This window comes from Trueperella sp. HMSC08B05 (assembly GCF_001808405.1).
Classification (GTDB): Bacteria; Actinomycetota; Actinomycetes; order Actinomycetales; family Actinomycetaceae; genus Trueperella; species Trueperella bernardiae.
Window position 1 is genome coordinate 125,474 of the sequence record NZ_KV793231.1, and the last position, 17,044, is coordinate 142,517.

The 17,044-nt window shown below is 67.1% G+C and carries 16 protein-coding genes and 1 riboswitch; of the genes, 15 read left to right on the top strand and 1 reads right to left on the bottom strand.

The annotated features are described in order from the left end of the window. Positions 1 to 6 precede the first annotated feature (6 nt). The 15 genes from HMPREF3167_RS01765 to hisG all read left to right on the top strand — a co-directional run bounded on the left by HMPREF3167_RS01765 (position 7) and on the right by hisG (position 15,923). Complete coding sequence (locus HMPREF3167_RS01765; protein WP_070445149.1) at positions 7 to 396, top strand: carbamoyl-phosphate synthase domain-containing protein; 390 nt, start codon at positions 7 to 9, stop codon at positions 394 to 396. After that, a complete protein-coding gene (gene carB, locus HMPREF3167_RS01770; protein ID WP_068538310.1) occupies positions 396 to 3,662 on the top strand; it encodes a carbamoyl-phosphate synthase large subunit in 3,267 nt (1,088 codons plus the stop codon). Before HMPREF3167_RS01765 ends, carB begins: the two co-directional genes overlap by 1 nt. A 173-nt stretch (positions 3,663 to 3,835) precedes the next feature. Continuing rightward, positions 3,836 to 4,147, top strand: a complete 312-nt coding sequence (mihF, locus tag HMPREF3167_RS01775; RefSeq protein WP_062612445.1) for an integration host factor, actinobacterial type — start codon at positions 3,836 to 3,838, stop codon at positions 4,145 to 4,147. Positions 4,148 to 4,209: 62 nt separating this feature from the next. Further along, entirely contained in the window at positions 4,210 to 4,761 is a 552-nt protein-coding gene (gmk, locus tag HMPREF3167_RS01780) for a guanylate kinase (protein WP_062612447.1), read from the top strand. Between the two features lie 51 nt (positions 4,762 to 4,812). After that, entirely contained in the window at positions 4,813 to 5,079 is a 267-nt protein-coding gene (gene rpoZ / locus HMPREF3167_RS01785) for a DNA-directed RNA polymerase subunit omega (RefSeq protein WP_062612449.1), read from the top strand. Further along, a complete protein-coding gene (coaBC, locus tag HMPREF3167_RS01790; RefSeq protein WP_244899205.1) occupies positions 5,069 to 6,334 on the top strand; it encodes a bifunctional phosphopantothenoylcysteine decarboxylase/phosphopantothenate--cysteine ligase CoaBC in 1,266 nt (421 codons plus the stop codon). The genes rpoZ and coaBC overlap by 11 nt, the downstream gene beginning before the upstream one ends. After that, entirely contained in the window at positions 6,331 to 7,515 is a 1,185-nt protein-coding gene (gene metK, locus HMPREF3167_RS01795) for a methionine adenosyltransferase (RefSeq protein WP_070445152.1), read from the top strand. The genes coaBC and metK overlap by 4 nt, the downstream gene beginning before the upstream one ends. Positions 7,516 to 7,545: 30 nt before the next feature. After that, complete coding sequence (locus HMPREF3167_RS01800; RefSeq protein ID WP_062612453.1) at positions 7,546 to 9,636, top strand: primosomal protein N' family DNA-binding protein; 2,091 nt, start codon at positions 7,546 to 7,548, stop codon at positions 9,634 to 9,636. Between the two features lie 142 nt (positions 9,637 to 9,778). Beyond that, positions 9,779 to 10,690: a methionyl-tRNA formyltransferase gene (fmt, locus tag HMPREF3167_RS01805; RefSeq protein WP_062612455.1), complete on the top strand. Its 912-nt coding sequence runs from the start codon at positions 9,779 to 9,781 to the stop codon at positions 10,688 to 10,690. After that, on the top strand, positions 10,687 to 12,096 hold the full coding sequence (locus tag HMPREF3167_RS01810) for a transcription antitermination factor NusB (RefSeq protein ID WP_062612457.1): 1,410 nt from the start codon (positions 10,687 to 10,689) through the stop codon (positions 12,094 to 12,096). Before fmt ends, HMPREF3167_RS01810 begins: the two co-directional genes overlap by 4 nt. Before the next feature lie 20 nt (positions 12,097 to 12,116). After that, positions 12,117 to 12,779 carry a ribulose-phosphate 3-epimerase gene (rpe, locus tag HMPREF3167_RS01815; RefSeq protein WP_062612460.1) on the top strand — a complete coding sequence of 221 codons (663 nt, stop codon included), beginning with the start codon at positions 12,117 to 12,119 and terminating at the stop codon, positions 12,777 to 12,779. A 21-nt stretch (positions 12,780 to 12,800) separates the two neighbouring features. Continuing rightward, positions 12,801 to 12,925: riboswitch (FMN riboswitch) on the top strand. A 67-nt stretch (positions 12,926 to 12,992) separates the two neighbouring features. Beyond that, positions 12,993 to 13,763, top strand: a complete 771-nt coding sequence (locus HMPREF3167_RS01820; RefSeq protein ID WP_062612461.1) for an ABC transporter permease — start codon at positions 12,993 to 12,995, stop codon at positions 13,761 to 13,763. Further along, positions 13,760 to 14,773 carry an ABC transporter substrate-binding protein gene (locus tag HMPREF3167_RS01825; RefSeq protein ID WP_062612463.1) on the top strand — a complete coding sequence of 338 codons (1,014 nt, stop codon included), beginning with the start codon at positions 13,760 to 13,762 and terminating at the stop codon, positions 14,771 to 14,773. Before HMPREF3167_RS01820 ends, HMPREF3167_RS01825 begins: the two co-directional genes overlap by 4 nt. Positions 14,774 to 14,806: 33 nt before the next feature. Beyond that, a complete protein-coding gene (locus HMPREF3167_RS01830; RefSeq protein ID WP_062612465.1) occupies positions 14,807 to 15,070 on the top strand; it encodes a phosphoribosyl-ATP diphosphatase in 264 nt (87 codons plus the stop codon). Between the two features lie 7 nt (positions 15,071 to 15,077). After that, complete coding sequence (hisG, locus tag HMPREF3167_RS01835) at positions 15,078 to 15,923, top strand: ATP phosphoribosyltransferase (protein ID WP_068538305.1); 846 nt, start codon at positions 15,078 to 15,080, stop codon at positions 15,921 to 15,923. Between the two features lie 17 nt (positions 15,924 to 15,940). Here the strand turns inward: hisG and HMPREF3167_RS01840 are convergent, their stop codons facing one another. Next, complete coding sequence (locus tag HMPREF3167_RS01840; RefSeq protein ID WP_062612469.1) at positions 15,941 to 17,038, bottom strand: DUF3866 family protein; 1,098 nt, start codon at positions 17,036 to 17,038, stop codon at positions 15,941 to 15,943. Between the last annotated feature and the right edge of the window lie 6 nt (positions 17,039 to 17,044).

Consider the following 17,044-nt stretch of genomic DNA (forward strand, 5'->3'; position numbering starts at 1 on the left):
GGATGCATGAGCACGGCGAGGATCATCTTCGAAGATGGGACGGAGGCGCGCGGACTGGCCTACGGCGCGCGTGGGACGGTGAGTGGGCGCGTGGTCGTCTGTTCCTCGGCCACGGGCTACGAGCAGGCACTGCGTGACAGTGCGGGAGCGATCGTGCTGGTCACCACCCCGCACGTGGGCAACACGGGCCTGATGGGGGAGGGGCCGCTCACGGCGGCCGGACTCATCGCGCGAGATCCCGTCCCGCGCTCGTCGTCCGCCTTCGCGGTGGCCGAGCTGGAGGAGCGGCTGCGCGCGGACGGCGTCGTCGGCATCCGTGAGGTCGACACCCGGGCCATCATGCGCCGCGTCCGCGGCGGCACCACCACGCTCACCATCGTTTCAGAGGAGAACTAATGCCACGTCGCACCGACATCGAATCGATCCTCGTCATCGGCTCGGGCCCGATCGTCATCGGCCAGGCCTGCGAGTTTGACTACTCGGGCACGCAGGCCTGCCGCGTGCTTAAGGACGAGGGCTACCGGGTGGTGCTAGTCAACTCCAACCCGGCCACCATCATGACCGACCCGGACATGGCGGATGCCACCTACGTCGAGCCGATCACGCCCGATGTGGTGGCCCAGATCATCGCCAAGGAACGTCCCGATGCCGTGCTCGCCACCCTCGGCGGGCAGACAGCGCTCAACACCGCGATGGCGCTGGCTGACGACGGCACGTTTGCCAAGTACGGCGTGGAGTTCCTGGGCGCAGACGCGGACGCGATCCGCAAGGGCGAGGACCGCCAGGCCTTCAAGGACGTGGTGGAAGCCTGCGGCGGGGAGAGCGCCCGGTCCTATATCGCCCACACCCTCGAGGAGTGCCACGAGGCGGCCGAGAAGCTGGGCTACCCGCTCGTCGTCCGGCCGTCCTTCACCATGGGCGGGCTCGGGTCTGGCTTGGCCCACAACCAGACCGAGCTCGACCGGATCGTGGGCGGCGGCCTGCGCTATTCAGCCACCGCCGAGGTGCTGCTTGAGGAGTCGATCCTGGGCTGGAAGGAGATCGAGCTCGAGGTTATCCGCGATGCCAACGACGTGGCGATTCTCGTGTGCTCGATCGAGAACTTCGACCCGGTGGGTGTTCACACCGGCGACTCGATCACCATGGCCCCGGCGCTCACGTTGACCGACGCCGAGTACCAGGCGGTGCGCGAACTCGGCATGTCGATCATCCGCGAGGTGGGCCTGGCGGCCGGAGGCTGTAACATCCAGGTGGCGATCGAGCCGGACACCGGGCGCATGGTGGTCATTGAGATGAATCCGCGCGTCTCGCGCTCCTCGGCGCTGGCCTCCAAGGCAACTGGCGTGCCGATCGCGAAGATCACCACGAAGCTTGCGGTGGGCTATACGCTTGATGAGATCACGAACGACATGACCGGCGAACCGCTCTCGGCTGGCGACCCGGCGGTGGACTACGTGGTGGCCAAGGTGCCGCGCTTCGCATTCGAAAAATTCCCGGCGGCGGACGACACACTGACCACCACGATGAAGTCGGTGGGCGAGGCGATGGCGCTCGGGCGAAACTTCACTGAGGCGCTGCAAAAGGCGATGCGCTCGATCGACAAGAAGGGCGCCGTCTTCCACTGGGAGGGCGAGGTAGACGTGCCCGCGCTCCTTGAGGCGATTAAGCGCCCCACCCAGGACCGCATCATCCAGATCCAACAGGCGCTGCGCGGCGGGGCGAGCGTGGAGCAGATCAACGAGGCCACGGCGATCGACCCGCTCTTCCTCGACCAGATCGTGCTCATCAACGACGTCGCCCGCGAGATCACGCAGGCCGAGGCCCTCACCGCCGATGTCCTGACGAAGGCCAAGCGGCACGGTTTTTCTGACCAGCAGATCGGGGCGATCCGCGGGATCTCAGAGGCGACCGTTCGCGAAGTGCGCTGGGCCTACAACCTTCACCCGGTGTACAAGATGGTGGACACGTGCGCGGGTACGGCCGAGGCGTCGACCCCGTACATGTACTCCACTTACGAGCAGGAGTGCGAGGTCATGCCGCGCGAGAGGCCGGCCGTTATGATCCTGGGCTCGGGGCCGAACCGGATCGGCCAGGGCCTGGAGTTCGACTACTCGTGCGTGCAGGCTACGTTTGCGCTCAAGGATTACGAGACGATCATCGTCAACTGCAACCCGGAGACCGTCTCCACCGACTACGACATCTCCGATCGCCTCTACTTCGAGCCGCTCACCCTGGAGGATGTGCTCGAGGCCTACCACGCAGAGCTCAAGGCAGGCCCCATCGCCGGCGTCATCGTGCAGCTCGGTGGGCAGACCCCGCTGTCGCTGGCGCAGGACCTCAAAGCCGCGGGCCTACCGATCGTCGGCACCACGCCCGACGCGATCGACATGGCCGAGGACCGCAAGCTGTTCGGCACGGTGCTCGAATCGGGTGGCCTGCAGGCACCCGAGTACGGCACGGCGATGTCGGACCAGCAGGCGGTGGAGGTCGCCGAGGCGGTGGGCTTCCCGGTGCTCGTGCGCCCCTCCTACGTACTGGGCGGGCGCGGCATGCAGATCGTGTACTCACGCGAGGAACTGGACGAATACCTGGCCAGGCACGAGTCGGAGAAGACCGACGCTTCGCGCGCGTCCTCCCCGCTCCTTATCGACCGATTCCTCGACGACGCCACCGAGATCGACGTCGACGCCCTCTATGACGGCGACGAGCTTTTCCTCGGCGGGATCATGCAGCACATCGAGGAGGCCGGCATCCACTCCGGAGACTCGGCCTGCGTGCTGCCCACCCTCACCCTGTCCCAGGCGATGATTGACCGGATCTTCGCGGCCACGGAGGCGATTGCCCGCGGGGTCGGCGTGGTGGGCCTGGTCAACATTCAGTTTGCCATCCAGTCCGGGGTGCTCTACGTCATCGAGGCCAACCCGCGCGCCTCGCGCACGGTTCCCTTCGTCTCGAAGGCCACCGGCGTAGCGCTTGCGCCCGCGGCAACCCGTGTCATGATGGGCGAGAAAATCGCCGACCTCAAGACCGAGGGTGCGCTTCCCGACGTCGACGCCCGCGTTCTCGACCTGGTCAGCCCGATCTCGGTCAAGGAGGCCGTGCTGCCGTTCAAGCGCTTCATGACGAAGGAGGGCACGGTGGTCGACACGGTGCTCGGGCCCGAGATGCGCTCGACGGGCGAGGTCATGGGCATCGCCTCGACCTTCCCGGCGGCCTTCGCCAAGTCCCAGAGCGCGGCCTACGGCGGGCTTCCCACCGAGGGCGGGGTGTTCGTGTCGGTGTCGAACAGGGACAAGGCCACGATGATCTTCCCCGTCCTCCAGTTGGTGGACATGGGCTTTACGATCTACGCCACCAAGGGCACGTCCCACGTTCTCGACCGCTATGGGATCCCCACCAAGCCGGTGGCCAAGCTGTCGGAGACGGGCGAGGTCAACGTCGTCGACCTCATTACCTCCGGCGCCATCGACATGGTGGTTAACACCCCCAACACGCAGGGGGCGCGTGCGGACGGCTATTCCATCCGTGCGGCGACCACGGCGGCGAACCTGCCGATCATGACCACGATCTCAGAATTCTCCGCGGCCGTGCAGGCGATCAAGAACATGCGCAGCCAGAATCTCGGGATCAGGTCCTTGCAGGAGCACCATGCGTCCAAATAGCGGACCCCACACGTGGCCGACATGTCCGATTTCCAACATATGGGCGGATGCGTGACGCGCTGACCTGCGGGAACGCAATTGTTATGAAACAGCTATGAAAAATACTGGAAAATCCGCCCAATTTAGCGCCATGAACGCTATATTGGCGGTAAACCAGCACACAGGGAGGCATCATGGCGTTACCACATCTCACGGCGGAAGAGCGTCAGGCGGCTCTTGAGAAGGCGGCTGTTGCGCGCAAGAGGCGCGCGGAAATCAAGGCGCAGCTCAAGAGCGGTGAGCGGAAGCTGTCCGAGGTACTTGAGCTCGCCAAGGAGGACGCCGTGCTTGCCAAGCTCAAGGTGACGTCCTTGCTGCAGTCGCTTCCTGGGGTGGGCCCGGCTAAGTGTGAGGCCGTGATGGAGGACGCGAAGATTTCGCCGTCACGCCGCCTGGGTGGCCTTGGCAAGCACCAGGCTCACCACCTGGTTGAACTCTTCGGCTAAGCGCCGCATGAAGCGCCCCGGGCTACTTGGGCCGCCGGGGCGCTTTCTGGCACCATAGGTATATGCAGGCATTCGTTCTTACTGGTCCCACCGCTGTTGGAAAAGGCACCGTGATCGCCGAGCTGCGCAAGGAGATGCCGGATCTGTGGTTTTCGATTTCGGCCACCACGCGCGCTCCGCGCCCTGGCGAGGTTGACGGCGTCAACTATTTCTTCGTTACTCACGAGGAGTTTGACCGCCTCGTGGCCGAAGGGCAGATGCTCGAGTGGGCGGTGGTCCACGGGCTGAACAAGTACGGCACACCACGAGGGCCGGTCGATGAGGCACTCGCGCAGGGGCGCACGGTCCTCCTTGAGGTCGATCTGGCGGGCGCCCGGCAGATCCGTGAATCAATGCCGGAGGCCGCCCAGATTTTCCTGGCCCCGCCGTCGTGGGAGGAGCTCGAGGCGCGGCTGCGTGGCCGTGGCACGGAGAGCGCGGAGGAACAGCGTCGTCGGCTCGAGACGGCGAAGGTCGAGCTGGCCGCGGAGGGCGAGTTCGATGAGGTAGTCGTCAACATAACAGTGGCACAGGCCACCGAGGACATACTTAAGATTATGGCGGAAGGCCGCTAGAATATAAGGCCGATGCCTTGTTTCAAGGCGCCAATTCGTGGAGAGGCAAACATGTTCGGAACCACCCCCCATCCCGAGGGCATCACGTCGCCGGCGATTGACGACCTGCTGGAGAAGGTTGATTCGAAGTACACGCTGGTGGTCTACAGCGCCGCGCGTGCTCGCCAGATCAACTCCTACCGTCAGGAGATGAAGTCGGGCGATCAGAACATCACCAACATCGGCCCGCTCGTTCCCGCTCTTCCTGAAGACAAGCCGCTGTCGGTGGCGCTGCAGGAAATCGATCAGGATAAGCTCTCGCTGACCGTTGAGAACTAACGCCTCGGGAGCCTCCCTGCTGGGAGGCTCTTTTGTATCCGCCCCGCGCGTGCTGATCGGGGTGTGCGGCGGCATTGCCGCGTACAAGGTCGCTGTTGTGGTGCGGCGCCTGCGGGAGGCCGGTGTCGACGTCGTCGTTGTGCCCACGCCCGCGTCCCTCGATTTCGTGGGGGTCACCACCTGGGAGGCCCTGTCTGGCAATCCGGTTCATGTCTATACACCCGAGGGTGCGGAGCGCGTGGTGCACGTGGCCACCGGCCAGCAGGCGGACCTGGTGCTCATCGCGCCCGGCACCGCGAACACGATGGCAAAGATCGCGGCCGGCATCGCCGATAATCTGCTCAATGCCTCCGTGCTCGTAGCCACCTGCCCGGTGATGATCGCCCCGGCGATGCACACCGAGATGTGGAACAACGCGGCCACCCAGGCGAACGTTAAGACGCTCGCCGAGCGCGGGGTGGAGTTCATCGGCCCGGCATCCGGCCGCCTCACCGGCGCTGATTCGGGCGTGGGGCGCATGGTCGAGCCCGAGGAGATTGCGGGCGCCGTCCTCACACGCCTCGGCCTGAACGACTGTCGTGGCGCAGGCGAGCTGGAGGGCACCTCGCTTGTCATTTCCGCTGGCGGGACCCGCGAGCCGATCGATCCGGTGCGCTTCATCGGCAACCACTCCACGGGCCGGATGGGAATCGAGCTGGCGAACCAGGCCGCATGGCGCGGGGCCTCCGTGTCGCTGGTGGCCGCCAACATCGAGTCCGCGATGCTGGCGCAGGTCGATTCGCGCGTCGTCATCGTGCCCGTGAGCAGTGCGCTCGAGCTGTCCGAGGCGATGAAAGCCCGCGCGGATGCCGACGTCCTCATCATGGCCGCAGCCGTGGCTGATTATCGTGTCGCCGAACGTAGCGCGACCAAGATTAAGCACGGGGACTCAGTCGAGCTGAGCCTCATTGCTAATCCCGATATTCTTGCGGGCCTTGTCCGCAACCGCCGCCCGAACCAGATCATCGTAGGCTTTGCCGCGGAGACGGGTGACGACACCAACGATTACCTGGAGTTCGGCCGCCAAAAAGCGCGCAAGAAGGGCGCCGACCTCCTTGTCATCAACCGTGTGGGAGAGCGCGCCGGTTTTGGCGACGTCGACACGGCCGTGACTATCGTTGACGCCAGCGGAGCAACCGTTGGCGAAGCTGCCGGCACCAAGCGAGAGGTGGCCGCAGCGATCATGTCCACCATCCCCTCAAGGAAGAATCTGTGACGAAGCTCTTTTCATCTGAATCTGTGACCGAAGGCCACCCGGATAAGGTTTGCGACCGCATCTCTGACACCATCCTCGACGCCCTGCTTGCCAATGATCCCTCGGCGCGCGCGGCCGTGGAGACCGTGGTGACCACGGGACTGGTCGCGGTCGTTGGCGAGGTGACGACCAACGGTTACGTCGACATCCCGGCGCTCGTGCGCAACGCGATCCGCGACATCGGCTACACCTCCTCCGAGATTGGGTTTGACGCCGATTCGTGCGGCGTGCTCGTCTCCATTGACCAGCAGTCGGCGGACATCGCCGGCGGCGTGGATGCCTCGCTCGAGGCGCGCACGGACGCGGGCGCGGACCCGCTCGATCAGCAGGGCGCCGGCGACCAGGGCCTCATGTTCGGCTACGCAACGAATGAGACCGAGTCCTTCATGCCGCTGCCGATCCACCTGTCCCACCGCCTGGCCCAGCGCCTGACGGAGGTGCGCAAGCGCGGCATCGTGCCGGGCCTGCGCCCGGACGGCAAGACCCAGGTGACGGTCGATTACGACGGCGATCGCCCGGTTCGCGTCCGCACGGTGGTCGTCTCCACCCAGCATGATGCGGACGTGAGCCAGGAGTGGCTCTCGCGCGCGATCCAGGAGCACGTGGTGCTACCGGTGCTCGAGGCCGAGGCGGGCGTGGACACCTCCGAGGTGGAGGTGCTGGTTAACCCGTCGGGCCGCTTCGTTATCGGCGGCCCGCAGGGAGACGCGGGCGTGACGGGCCGCAAGATCATCGTTGACACCTATGGCGGCATGGCCCGCCACGGCGGTGGCGCTTTCTCGGGTAAGGACCCGTCGAAGGTGGATCGTTCGGCGGCCTACGCGGCGCGCTGGGTGGCGAAGAACGTGGTGTCGGCCGAGCTTGCCGACCGCTGCGAGGTGCAGATCGCCTACGCGATCGGCCGGGCCCGCCCGGTCTCGGTGCGCATCGATACGTTTGGCACAAACCACGTGGAGGAGAAGGCGATCGAGAAGGCGGTGTCGGCCGTGTTCGACCTGCGCCCGGCCGCGATCATTCGCGACCTCGATCTGCTGCGCCCGATCTATGCCGCCACCTCGGCCTACGGCCACTTCGGGCGAAACAACCCCGATTTCACGTGGGAGCGCACCGATCGTGTCGAGGAGCTGCGAGCAGCGATCTAAATTGTCGGAGGCTCATGATTCAATGAATTCATGACGAACGACGAGCTGTTTGGCCTCCCAGATTTTGGGCATCAGGAAGAGTTGCTCTCCCTGAGCCCTGTGGCACGCCGCGTCGGCGGGGTGGATCGCCCCGTAGCGCGCGTGCTACTCGACATGCCCCAGCCGCACATGGACCACCTCTTCGATTACGAGATCCCGGAGAAGATGGCGGCCGTGGAAGAAGGCGCTCGCGTGGTGGTCAATGTGGGCCAGCGCAAGGTGGACGGGTTCGTTGTCGGGCGTAGCGAGGTGACACAGGTGGCCTCGCTACGCCCGCTTGCCCGTGTGGTTTCCCCGATGCGGGTTCTCACCCCGGAGGTGCTCGAGCTCGCTCGGGCGGTCGCCGCCCGGCAGGCGGCGCCGGTGGCGGACTGCCTGCGCCTGGCCATCCCGCAGCGCCACGCCCGTGCCGAACGGGAGTTTTTCGACGACCCGCCGTCGTTCGGGGCACCGAAGGTGCTCGATGACGCGCCGTGGTCGGCCTACATCGGCGGGCCGGAGTTCGCCACCGAGGTGCGAGCCGGATCTCACCCCAGTGCGGCGGTGCAGATGCGGGCCCGGGATCGGGTCCACCACCTTCTGCCGTTCCTCTTGAGCGCCGTGCGGGAGGCGGGAGAGTCGGTGCTCATCGTGGTGCCCACCCCCACGATTGCGCGCCAGCTTGCGGCGGATGTGGAGCGGTTGGTGGGGGAGACGCCCGCGCTCATGCTGTCTCAGGACGAGCACGCCACGCGATACCGCACGTTCCTGGCGGTGCTCACGGGCCGGGCCAGGATCGTGGTGGGCACGCGTGCGGCGGCGTGGGCGCCGCTGGAGAAGCTGGGCATGGTGGTGGTCGTGGACGATCACCACTCGGCGCTACGCGAAAGGCGCAGTCCCTACGTCCATGCCCGCGAGGTGCTGGCCCTTCGCGCCAAGCTCAGCGGTGCGTCCTTCGTGTCCTTCAACTTCGGCCCGTCCCCGGAGCTGGCCGCGATGGTGCAGCGAGGGCAGGTGAGGTGGATAACCCCGGCTCTGAGCGAACACCGGGGCGGGGTGCCGCAGATCATGGCGGCGCAGGATTTCCGCACCGAGGGAATTGACCTGGCCCGGATGCCTTCGTCGGTCTTCGCGGTCACGCGCGAGGGGCTGACGCGTGGGCCGGTGCTCTTCCTCGTGCCGGAGGCAGGTTACGTGCCGGTCACGGCGTGCAACAGGTGCCGGGAGCTTGCCACCTGCCCGGTGTGCGGGGGATGGCTGGCGATCAGTCATCCGGGCGCGCCCCTGCAGTGTTCGCGCTGCTCGCAGGTGGTGCGCCAGTTCCGGTGCGCCTCGTGCGGGGGCGGGCAGGTGCGCGCCGCGCGGATCGGATCGCAGCGCACGGCCCAAGAAGTCGGGCGGGCGTTCCGGGGCACCCCGGTCCACGTGGCGGGGGTTGGCCAGTCGGCCGGGCTTGACGGGTCGGCGCGCATCGTCGTCTCCACTCCCGGCGTGGTGCCGGACGTGGAGGGCGGGTATGCGGCCGCCGTCGTGCTTGACTCGGGCTACCTGTTACGCTCCAACCGCCTGGACGCGGAAGTCCATTTTCTGCGCATAATCGCCCACGCCGCCGCCCACACCCGGGCACGCAGTGAGGGCGGGAAGATGCTCGTGGTGGGGGACGTGCCCACGCCCCTGGTGGGAGCCCTTCACACGTGGGACATGGCGGGCTGGGCCGAGGGCGTGCTCAGTGAGCGCGGGCCGATCGCTCTGCCGCCCACGTCGTGCTGGGTGGAGGTGCGAGGGGATCACGCGGGTCTGCGTGACTTCCTCGGGCTGCTGCGTGCCGTGTCGGCGCAGGCGGAGGGCTCGCCTAGTTCCGGCGCGCCCAGGTCTGGTGGTGCGGACCTACCGGTGGATGCGCTGCTTGGCGGCGGCGCGCACGACGTCGTGCCCGGGATCGCGGTGCTTGGCCCGCAGGTGGCGGGCGATGGCCTGGTGGCCTACCTGCGCTTTCCCGAATCGGAACGCGCGGAGAAGACAGCGGCCGTGTATGCGGCCGTGCGGGAGGCCTCGGCGCGGCGGGTGGCGGGCGTGCGGGTGCGAGTGGACCCCGAACTGTAGGCCGGTGCTGGACAGGCGAGCCGGGGCGAACTGTGGAGGCGACGCCGAACAGGTGGGCCGGGGGCTGGACCGTGAGGGCAGGGCCGAACTGGCAGGGCGCGCTGAACTGTGAGGGCACGGCCAAAGCCCGTAAGATGGACGGGTGCGTATTATCTTTGCTGGAACCCCCGATACCTCGGTTCCCTCCCTTGAACGGCTGAACGAGGACCATGAGGTCCTCGCCGTGCTCACCCGCGCCCCGGCGCCGGTGGGCCGCAAGCGCGTGCTGACGAAGTCGGCCGTGCATGACCGCGCCGAGGAGCTGGGTCTGTCCGTCCTCACCCCGGCCACGCTCAAGGACGCCCAGGTGCAGGCGCAGATCGCGGAGCTGGACCCACAGGCCGTGGCCGTCGTCGCCTACGGCCTGCTTGTGCCTCAGGAGCTACTGGACGTGCCCGAGCACGGCTGGCTCAACCTTCACTTCTCGCTGCTGCCGCGCTGGCGGGGCGCGGCGCCCGTGCAGTACGCGATCGCGCACGGGGACCGCGTGACGGGGACGGCCGTGTTCCAGATCGAGGCCGGGCTGGATACCGGGCCGGTGTACGACGTGCGCGAGCACGCGATTGCCGATTCGGACACCGCCGAATCGCTGCTGGCCGTGCTCGCCGAATCGGGTGCGCGGCAGCTGTCCGAGGTCTTCACCGCCCTCGACTCCGGCGTCGCGAGTGCCAGCCCGCAGGAGGGCGAGGCGACGCTCGCGCCGCGGCTCACGTCGAAGGATGCCCGGATTGACTGGTCGGCGCCCGCGGAGGCGGTCTCCGCCCGCACCCGCGGATGGTGGCCGGCGCCCGGCGCGTGGTCGGAGATGGCCGGCACGCGCGTCAAGCTCGGCCCGGCGGCGGTGACCGACGTCGAGGGCCTGCGCCCCGGCCAGATCGGTACCGACGGGCTGGTCGGCACGGGTACGACGGCCGTGCGGCTGTCCCGCGTGGGGCCCGCGGGCAAGGCGTGGATGGAGGCCGCAGACTGGATTCGCGGTTTGCACGGGGAGTCGAGTTTTGAGGTGGCACGATGAGTGAACGCCCTGCGGGATGGCGGCCCGGCCGCCGGCAGAGCGACGCGGCCCGCACTGCCGTGTTCGAGGTCCTGATCGACGTGGAGACGAACGGGGCGTATGCCAACATCGCCCTGCCCAAAGCGATTCGGGCCGCGCGGCTGAACAAGCAGGACGCGGCCTTTGCCACCAACCTGTGCTACGGCACGCTACGTCTGCAGGGGCGGTGGGACGCGATTCTCGCCCACTGCATGGACCGCGAGCCCGAACCCGCCGTCAAGGTGTTGGCGCGCATGGGTGTCCACCAGCTCTTCGCCCTGCGCACCCCGCCCCACGCCGCGATTAACGAAACGGTCATGCTGGCCCGCCACCACGTGGGCACGGGCGCATCGGGCTTCGTCAACGCCGTGCTGCGCCGGGCGGGCGAACGCACGCTCAAAGAGTGGCAGGACCAGCTCAAGGCCGACCACGGCAAGGTCTCCTCGGTGGGCTTCCTCGCCGACTGGTTCTCTCACCCGCGATGGATCGTGCGCGCGCTGTCCGATGCGCTTGCGGCTCACGGCCGCCCAAAGCGCGACCTCATCTCGGTGCTCAAGGCTGACAACGAGCCGGCGGGAGTGGCCCTCGTGGCCCGCGACATCTCCATCAACGCCCTGCGCTCGGACATCGGGCGTGGCCACATGAGCTCCCAGCCAGGCCACCTCGTGGACTCGGCGCTCATCCTCGAAGGCGGCGACCCCGGGCGGGTCTTTGCCGTGCGTGACGGGATCGCCGGCGTGCAGGATGAGGGCTCGCAGCTCGTGACCCGCACGTTCGCCGCGGCCCCGGTCGACGGCGAGGACGCCGCGTGGCTCGACATGTGCGCCGGACCGGGCGGGAAGACGGCCACGCTCGTGGCGCTAAACCCGTCCGTTACCGTCTTCGCCAACGAGCTCCACGAGCACCGGCTCGACCTCGTCGCCGAGAACGTAGCCCCCTGGGCCAACCGGGTTCAGCTCCGGCTGGGGGATGGCACCGACATCGGCACCGAGCAGCCTGGCCAGTTTGATCGGGTCCTCATCGACGCCCCCTGCACGGGCATCGGCGCTCTCAGGCGTCGTCCGGAGGCCCGCTGGGCGAAGGAGGCGGGCGACGCGCTTGACCTCGTGCGCCTGCAGCTGTCCCTCCTCGAGTCTGGTTGGGAGGCCGTGCGACCGGGCGGCGTCGTCGGCTACTCCACGTGCTCGCCGTACCTGCCCGAGACCACCGGGGTGGTCGAAACCTTCCTGGCCGGCCGCGACGACGTCGAGGTGCTCGACACCCGCGAGCTCGCCTCTGCTCAGGCGAAGTTCCCGATCGTGGGGGAGGGCCCCTACCTTCAGCTGTGGCCTGACCTGCACGCCTCAGACGCCATGTTTCTTGCACTCTTGCGCAAGCGGGCACACTAGGCGCCGGCTAGAATTGGCCTATGAGAATCTCCCCTTCCATCCTCAATTGCGATTTTTCTGACCTGCGCGGCGAGCTGGCCAAGATCAGCAACGCCGACTGGGCGCACGTGGACATCATGGACAACCACTTCGTGCCGAACTTGACGATGGGCGTGCCAATCGTGGAGTCGATCGTGGGGGTGACGCCGATTCCGGTGGACACCCACCTCATGATCGAAGATCCGGACCGCTGGGCGCCCGCGTTTGCGGAGGCCGGGGCGAAGTCGGTGACCTTCCACGCGGAGGCGGCGGCCGCCCCGCTGCGCCTGGCACGTGAGTTGCGGGCGATGGGCGCGCGCGCGGGCCTAGGCCTTAAGCCCGCCACGCCGATCGAGCCCTACCTTGACATCCTCGATGAGTTCGACATGATCCTCATCATGACTGTCGAACCCGGATTTGGTGGCCAGTCTTTCATCGAGTCGATGATGCCGAAGGTGGCCCGCACCCGCGAGGCGGTCAACAAGTCGGGCCTAGACGTGTGGATTCAGGTGGACGGCGGTATCTCGCGCAAGACGATCGAGATCGCGGCCGAGGCCGGTGCGGACACCTTCGTGGCAGGTTCGGCAGTCTACAAGTCGGAGGACGCCTACGCCGAGGTCGAGGCCCTGCGCGAGTTGGCGATGCGTCACACACATTCGCATTAAAGCGCCTATACTGGGCACATGCACATGCTCCGGGGTCAGTGAAAATCTGAACCGGCGGTGAAAGTCCGCGACCCGGCCAGTTTGGGCCGGTTGATGGGGTGGAATTCCCCAACCGACGGTAATAGTCCGGATGGGAGGAGCAATGAGGCGGCGCATGCCGCCTGCACGCGTACGCGCGTGCGTCCTTCCCGGCGCGTGCATGGGAAGGGACGAATGAAGCGGATGACATGGGCGGCGCCGATCACGGTCGGCGTCGTCGCGTTGCTTGTCTGGATCGCCGTGACCGAAACGGGCGTGGTCGGGCAGTGGATCCTGCCGAGCCCGCGTAAGGTCGGGGCGCGACTCGTCAGTGGGCTCGAGCAGGGCTACCTGGTGGATGCCACGGTCCAGACTCTGTATGAGGCACTGCTTGGGTGCTTTTTCGCGGCGCTGATCGGCATCCCGCTTGGCTTTGCTATCGCCCACTGGCGGACGTTGGCGGCCTCGGTTCAACCCTATTTGGCGGCCTCTCAGGCGATTCCTGCGGTGGCCATCGCTCCCATGCTCGTGATCTGGGTGGGTTACGGAACGGCTCCCATTGTTGTGCTGTGTACGATCATGGTCGTCTTCCCCATCGTCATTAACACCACGGTGGGGGTGCGAAGTATCGATCCGGACATCATCGGGGCCGCGCGCCTCGATGGGGCCGGATCGTTTCGCTTGGTGGGGATGATCCAGCTTCCCCTGGCGGCGCCGAATATCCTGGCTGGTCTGCGCAACGGCTTCACCCTGTCGATCACGGGTGCGGTTGTTGGGGAGATGGTCATCGGCGGGCGCGACGGGCTGGGCATCGTCCTTGTCGGGGCGCAGGCGCTCAACGATATCTCGGGGATGTTCGCCGCGATTGTCATCTTGGCCGCGTGCGCGATCGTGATCTACGTTCTTTTACTCATCGCAGAGTCCAGGGCCAACTGGGCCGTGGAAGGAAGACAAGGTAGAAAATGAAGAAGGTACTTGCGCTGTTTGCACTCCTGGCGCTGACGGCGTGCTCGGGCCAGCCGGTCAACGGCCCCACAGCCGCCACGGCGGACAGCCAGGCCACGCAGGAGCAGGCCGATCCGGCCGCGCTGACGATCGGGCTGACCTACATCCCCGACGTCCAGTTCGCCCCCGTCTACGTGGCGCTCGAGAAGGGCTATTTCGCCGACGAGGGCCTGGATGTCACCATCCGCCACCACGGCGCGCAGGAGTCCCTGCTTGGCGCGTTGCAGTCGGGCGAGGAGGACGTGGTTTTCGCCGGAGGCGACGAGATGATGCAGGCGCGAAGCACCGGGGTCGACGTCGTGAACTGGGCGACCATGTACCAGCGCTACCCGGTGGTCCTCATCGCAAAGACCGATTCGGGGATCACATCGCCCGCGGACCTCGCGGGCAAGTCGGTGGGCCTGCCCGGCCCCTACGGGGAAAACTACTTCGGGCTACTTGCCATGCAGAAGGCGTACGGTCTAGACGACATGCAGGTGGACTATATCGGCTACACGCAGGCGGCGGCACTGAGCTCGGGCCAGGTGGATGCCATCATCGGTTTTACGAATAACGACGCCGTCTCCATGCGTCACGCCGGCATCGACGTGGTCGAGATGCCGCTGGTGGAGGGTGACCTGCCGCTGGTTGGGGTGGGACTCGGGTCGATCAACGTAGAGCCGGAGACGATGGCGAAGGTGCTGGCCGCGATGGAGCGAGCCACTGCGGACGCGGCGGCCGACATCGAGGGCACGCTCGACATCGTCACGGGCTACGTGCCAACGCTGGCGGAGCCGGACCAGCGTGAGCTGGCCGGCAAGGTGCTGGAGGCGACCCTCAAGCTCTACACCGGCGGGGAGTCATTCGGCGCGCAGGACGAGCAGGCGTGGGAGGCGATGTCGGCATTCCTCGAGGACAACGGCCTGCTCGAGCAGCCCGTGCCTGCTACCGAGGCCTACACGCTCGACGTTCTTAAGGCACGGACGAACTGAGCTGACTGGCCTGGGCGCGGCTACAATGGAGGCGTGAAAACGTTTGAAGAGCTCTTTGAGGAACTGTCAACGAAGGCCATCGAGCGCCCTGAGGGCTCGGGGTCGGTGAAGGAACTGGACGCCGGGATTCATTTCATCGGCAAGAAGATCATCGAGGAGGCCGGCGAGGTCTGGATCGCGGCCGAGTACCAGTCGGATGAAGAGCTGGCCGAGGAGGCCTCCCAGCTGCTCTACCATCTCCAGCTCATGCTCATTGCCCGTGGCCTGACCTTGGCCGACGTCTACCGTTACCTCTAGGAGAGTCATGCTTCGCATTGCCGTGCCCAACAAGGGTTCCCTGTCCGAGCCGGCCTCGCGCATGCTTGCCGAGGCCGGCTACCGTCAGCGCCGCGAGTCGCGAGAGCTCGTGCTCGTGGATGAGGACAACGACGTCGAGTTCTTCTACATCCGCCCACGCGACGTGGCGGTGTACGTAGGAGCCGGCACCGTCGACGTCGGCATCACGGGCCGCGACCTGCTGGTCGATTCGCAGGCGAACGCGATCGAGCACCGCGGGCTGGGTTTCGCGCGCGCCACGTTCCGCTTCGCCGCTCCCGGCGGGGAGCACATAACGATCGCGGATCTGGCCGGCAAGCGAATCGCCACGTCCTACGATTCGCTGGTGAGCAGTTACCTGGCCGATCGCGGCATCGAGGCCTCCGTGGTCCACTTGGACGGCGCGGTGGAGAGCTCGGTACGGCTCGGTATTGCGGACGCGATCGCGGACGTGGTCGAGACCGGCTCCACCCTGCGCGCGGCCGGTATGAGCGTGTTCGGCGATCCGCTGTTGCGCTCGGAGGCGATCCTTATCCGAAACGCCGACCAGGAGGTCGGTCACGACTTGGAGATTCTCGACGGGCGGCTCGAGGGCGTCATCATGGCGCGCAACTACGTCCTCATGGACTACGACATTCAGCGCGACCGCCTCGAGCGCGCCGTCATGCTCACGCCCGGCTACCAGTCGCCGACGGTCTCGCCGCTTCACGACGAGGACTGGGTGGCCGTGCGCGCGATGGTGGAGCGCAAGAAGATGAACGCGGTCATGGACGATCTTCACGACGTCGGGGCGCGCGGTATCCTCGTCACCCCGATTTTGACCTCGCGCATTTAGCGCCAGGTGCCTCGTTCTCACTCCCCGGTAGCTGCGCTGCCGGGGAGTAGTCGTGTAGCGTATTCGCCCGCGGCTGCTGCTGCGAGGAAGGACAGTCGGTCTTCTTCGTACGTGCGGCCCATGGTCCGCAGGGGAGCGGGCGGGGTGCGAAGCGCGGCATCGAGGTGCTCGGCGGGGTAGGGCACGAGCTCGAGGTGATCGCGCTTGAGAGCCGCTACCTGGGACGCAAGTCGGGCGGCGACGTCGTCGGGAAGAGTGACCGTGGGGACGACGACGGCGCAGGGCACGTGCACCACGTTGGTGAGCACGGTCAGCGAGTGGTGGGAGATGCCGATGTGACGCTCGCGCGGGTCGGCCTGGGAGGCGCGCAGGGCGGCGACCGGGCGGCCGCCGAGCACGTGGGCGGCGTTGAGCGCCTCGCCGATCGAGGTGCCGGAGAAACCCCAGCGGGTGTCGGTGCCGAGGTTGCCCGGGCCCTGGGTCACAACGGCGACGTCGGCCTGCCAGACGAGGCGGGCGGCGAGGAGGGCGGTGTGGATGTTGACGGCTTCGAGCTCGCCGCCGTAGGCCTGGCCGGCCGAGATCGTGCCAAGGATGTGGCCGGCCTCGCGCAGGGCATGGGCGGTCTGGGAGAACCAGGCGGGCAGGGCGCCGCCGTCGGTCATGACGTAGGCAATTCGCGCGTCGGGCCGGCCCGCGTGGATGCCGGCAATGATGGCAGGAAGGGCGGAGTGGAGGTCTGCGGCGATGACGGGCATGCCGTCGATTGAGTCGGCCTCGCGAAGTAACGCGTGGTAGGGCGATTCTTGCTCGTCCACGCCCAGCACCATGTACTGCATCGGCGTGTAGCGCGCCTTGACCACGTGGCCGGGCCCCGAGGGTGCCACGGGTAGGCGGCCGGGGACGGCGATAATCATGACGAAGCCGCCGGTGCCAAGCCCGCGGTCGTGGGCGGCGGTGGCCACGAGCACCTCGTCTCCCACCTGCGGATCGCCGACCTGCGGGAGGTAGGCCAAGGCCCGCACAAGCCTGCCGCCGGGTAGCCGTGCGTCAAACTCGGCGGCCTCACCCCACCTCTTGCGCTCTGCCACAATCGTTGCGTGCTGCCAGTTCATGCCTGC

Coding starts and splice junctions, on each gene's coding strand:
- hisG (WP_068538305.1), top strand. CDS start 15,078: ATGCTTCGCATTGCCGTGCCCAACAAGGGTTCCCTGTCCGAGCCGGCC.
- HMPREF3167_RS01840 (WP_062612469.1), bottom strand. CDS start 17,038: ATGAACTGGCAGCACGCAACGATTGTGGCAGAGCGCAAGAGGTGGGGT.
- gmk (WP_062612447.1), top strand. CDS start 4,210: ATGCAGGCATTCGTTCTTACTGGTCCCACCGCTGTTGGAAAAGGCACC.
- rpe (WP_062612460.1), top strand. CDS start 12,117: ATGAGAATCTCCCCTTCCATCCTCAATTGCGATTTTTCTGACCTGCGC.
- rpoZ (WP_062612449.1), top strand. CDS start 4,813: ATGTTCGGAACCACCCCCCATCCCGAGGGCATCACGTCGCCGGCGATT.
- mihF (WP_062612445.1), top strand. CDS start 3,836: ATGGCGTTACCACATCTCACGGCGGAAGAGCGTCAGGCGGCTCTTGAG.
- HMPREF3167_RS01765 (WP_070445149.1), top strand. CDS start 7: ATGAGCACGGCGAGGATCATCTTCGAAGATGGGACGGAGGCGCGCGGA.
- carB (WP_068538310.1), top strand. CDS start 396: ATGCCACGTCGCACCGACATCGAATCGATCCTCGTCATCGGCTCGGGC.
- HMPREF3167_RS01800 (WP_062612453.1), top strand. CDS start 7,546: ATGACGAACGACGAGCTGTTTGGCCTCCCAGATTTTGGGCATCAGGAA.
- HMPREF3167_RS01810 (WP_062612457.1), top strand. CDS start 10,687: ATGAGTGAACGCCCTGCGGGATGGCGGCCCGGCCGCCGGCAGAGCGAC.
- HMPREF3167_RS01820 (WP_062612461.1), top strand. CDS start 12,993: ATGAAGCGGATGACATGGGCGGCGCCGATCACGGTCGGCGTCGTCGCG.
- HMPREF3167_RS01825 (WP_062612463.1), top strand. CDS start 13,760: ATGAAGAAGGTACTTGCGCTGTTTGCACTCCTGGCGCTGACGGCGTGC.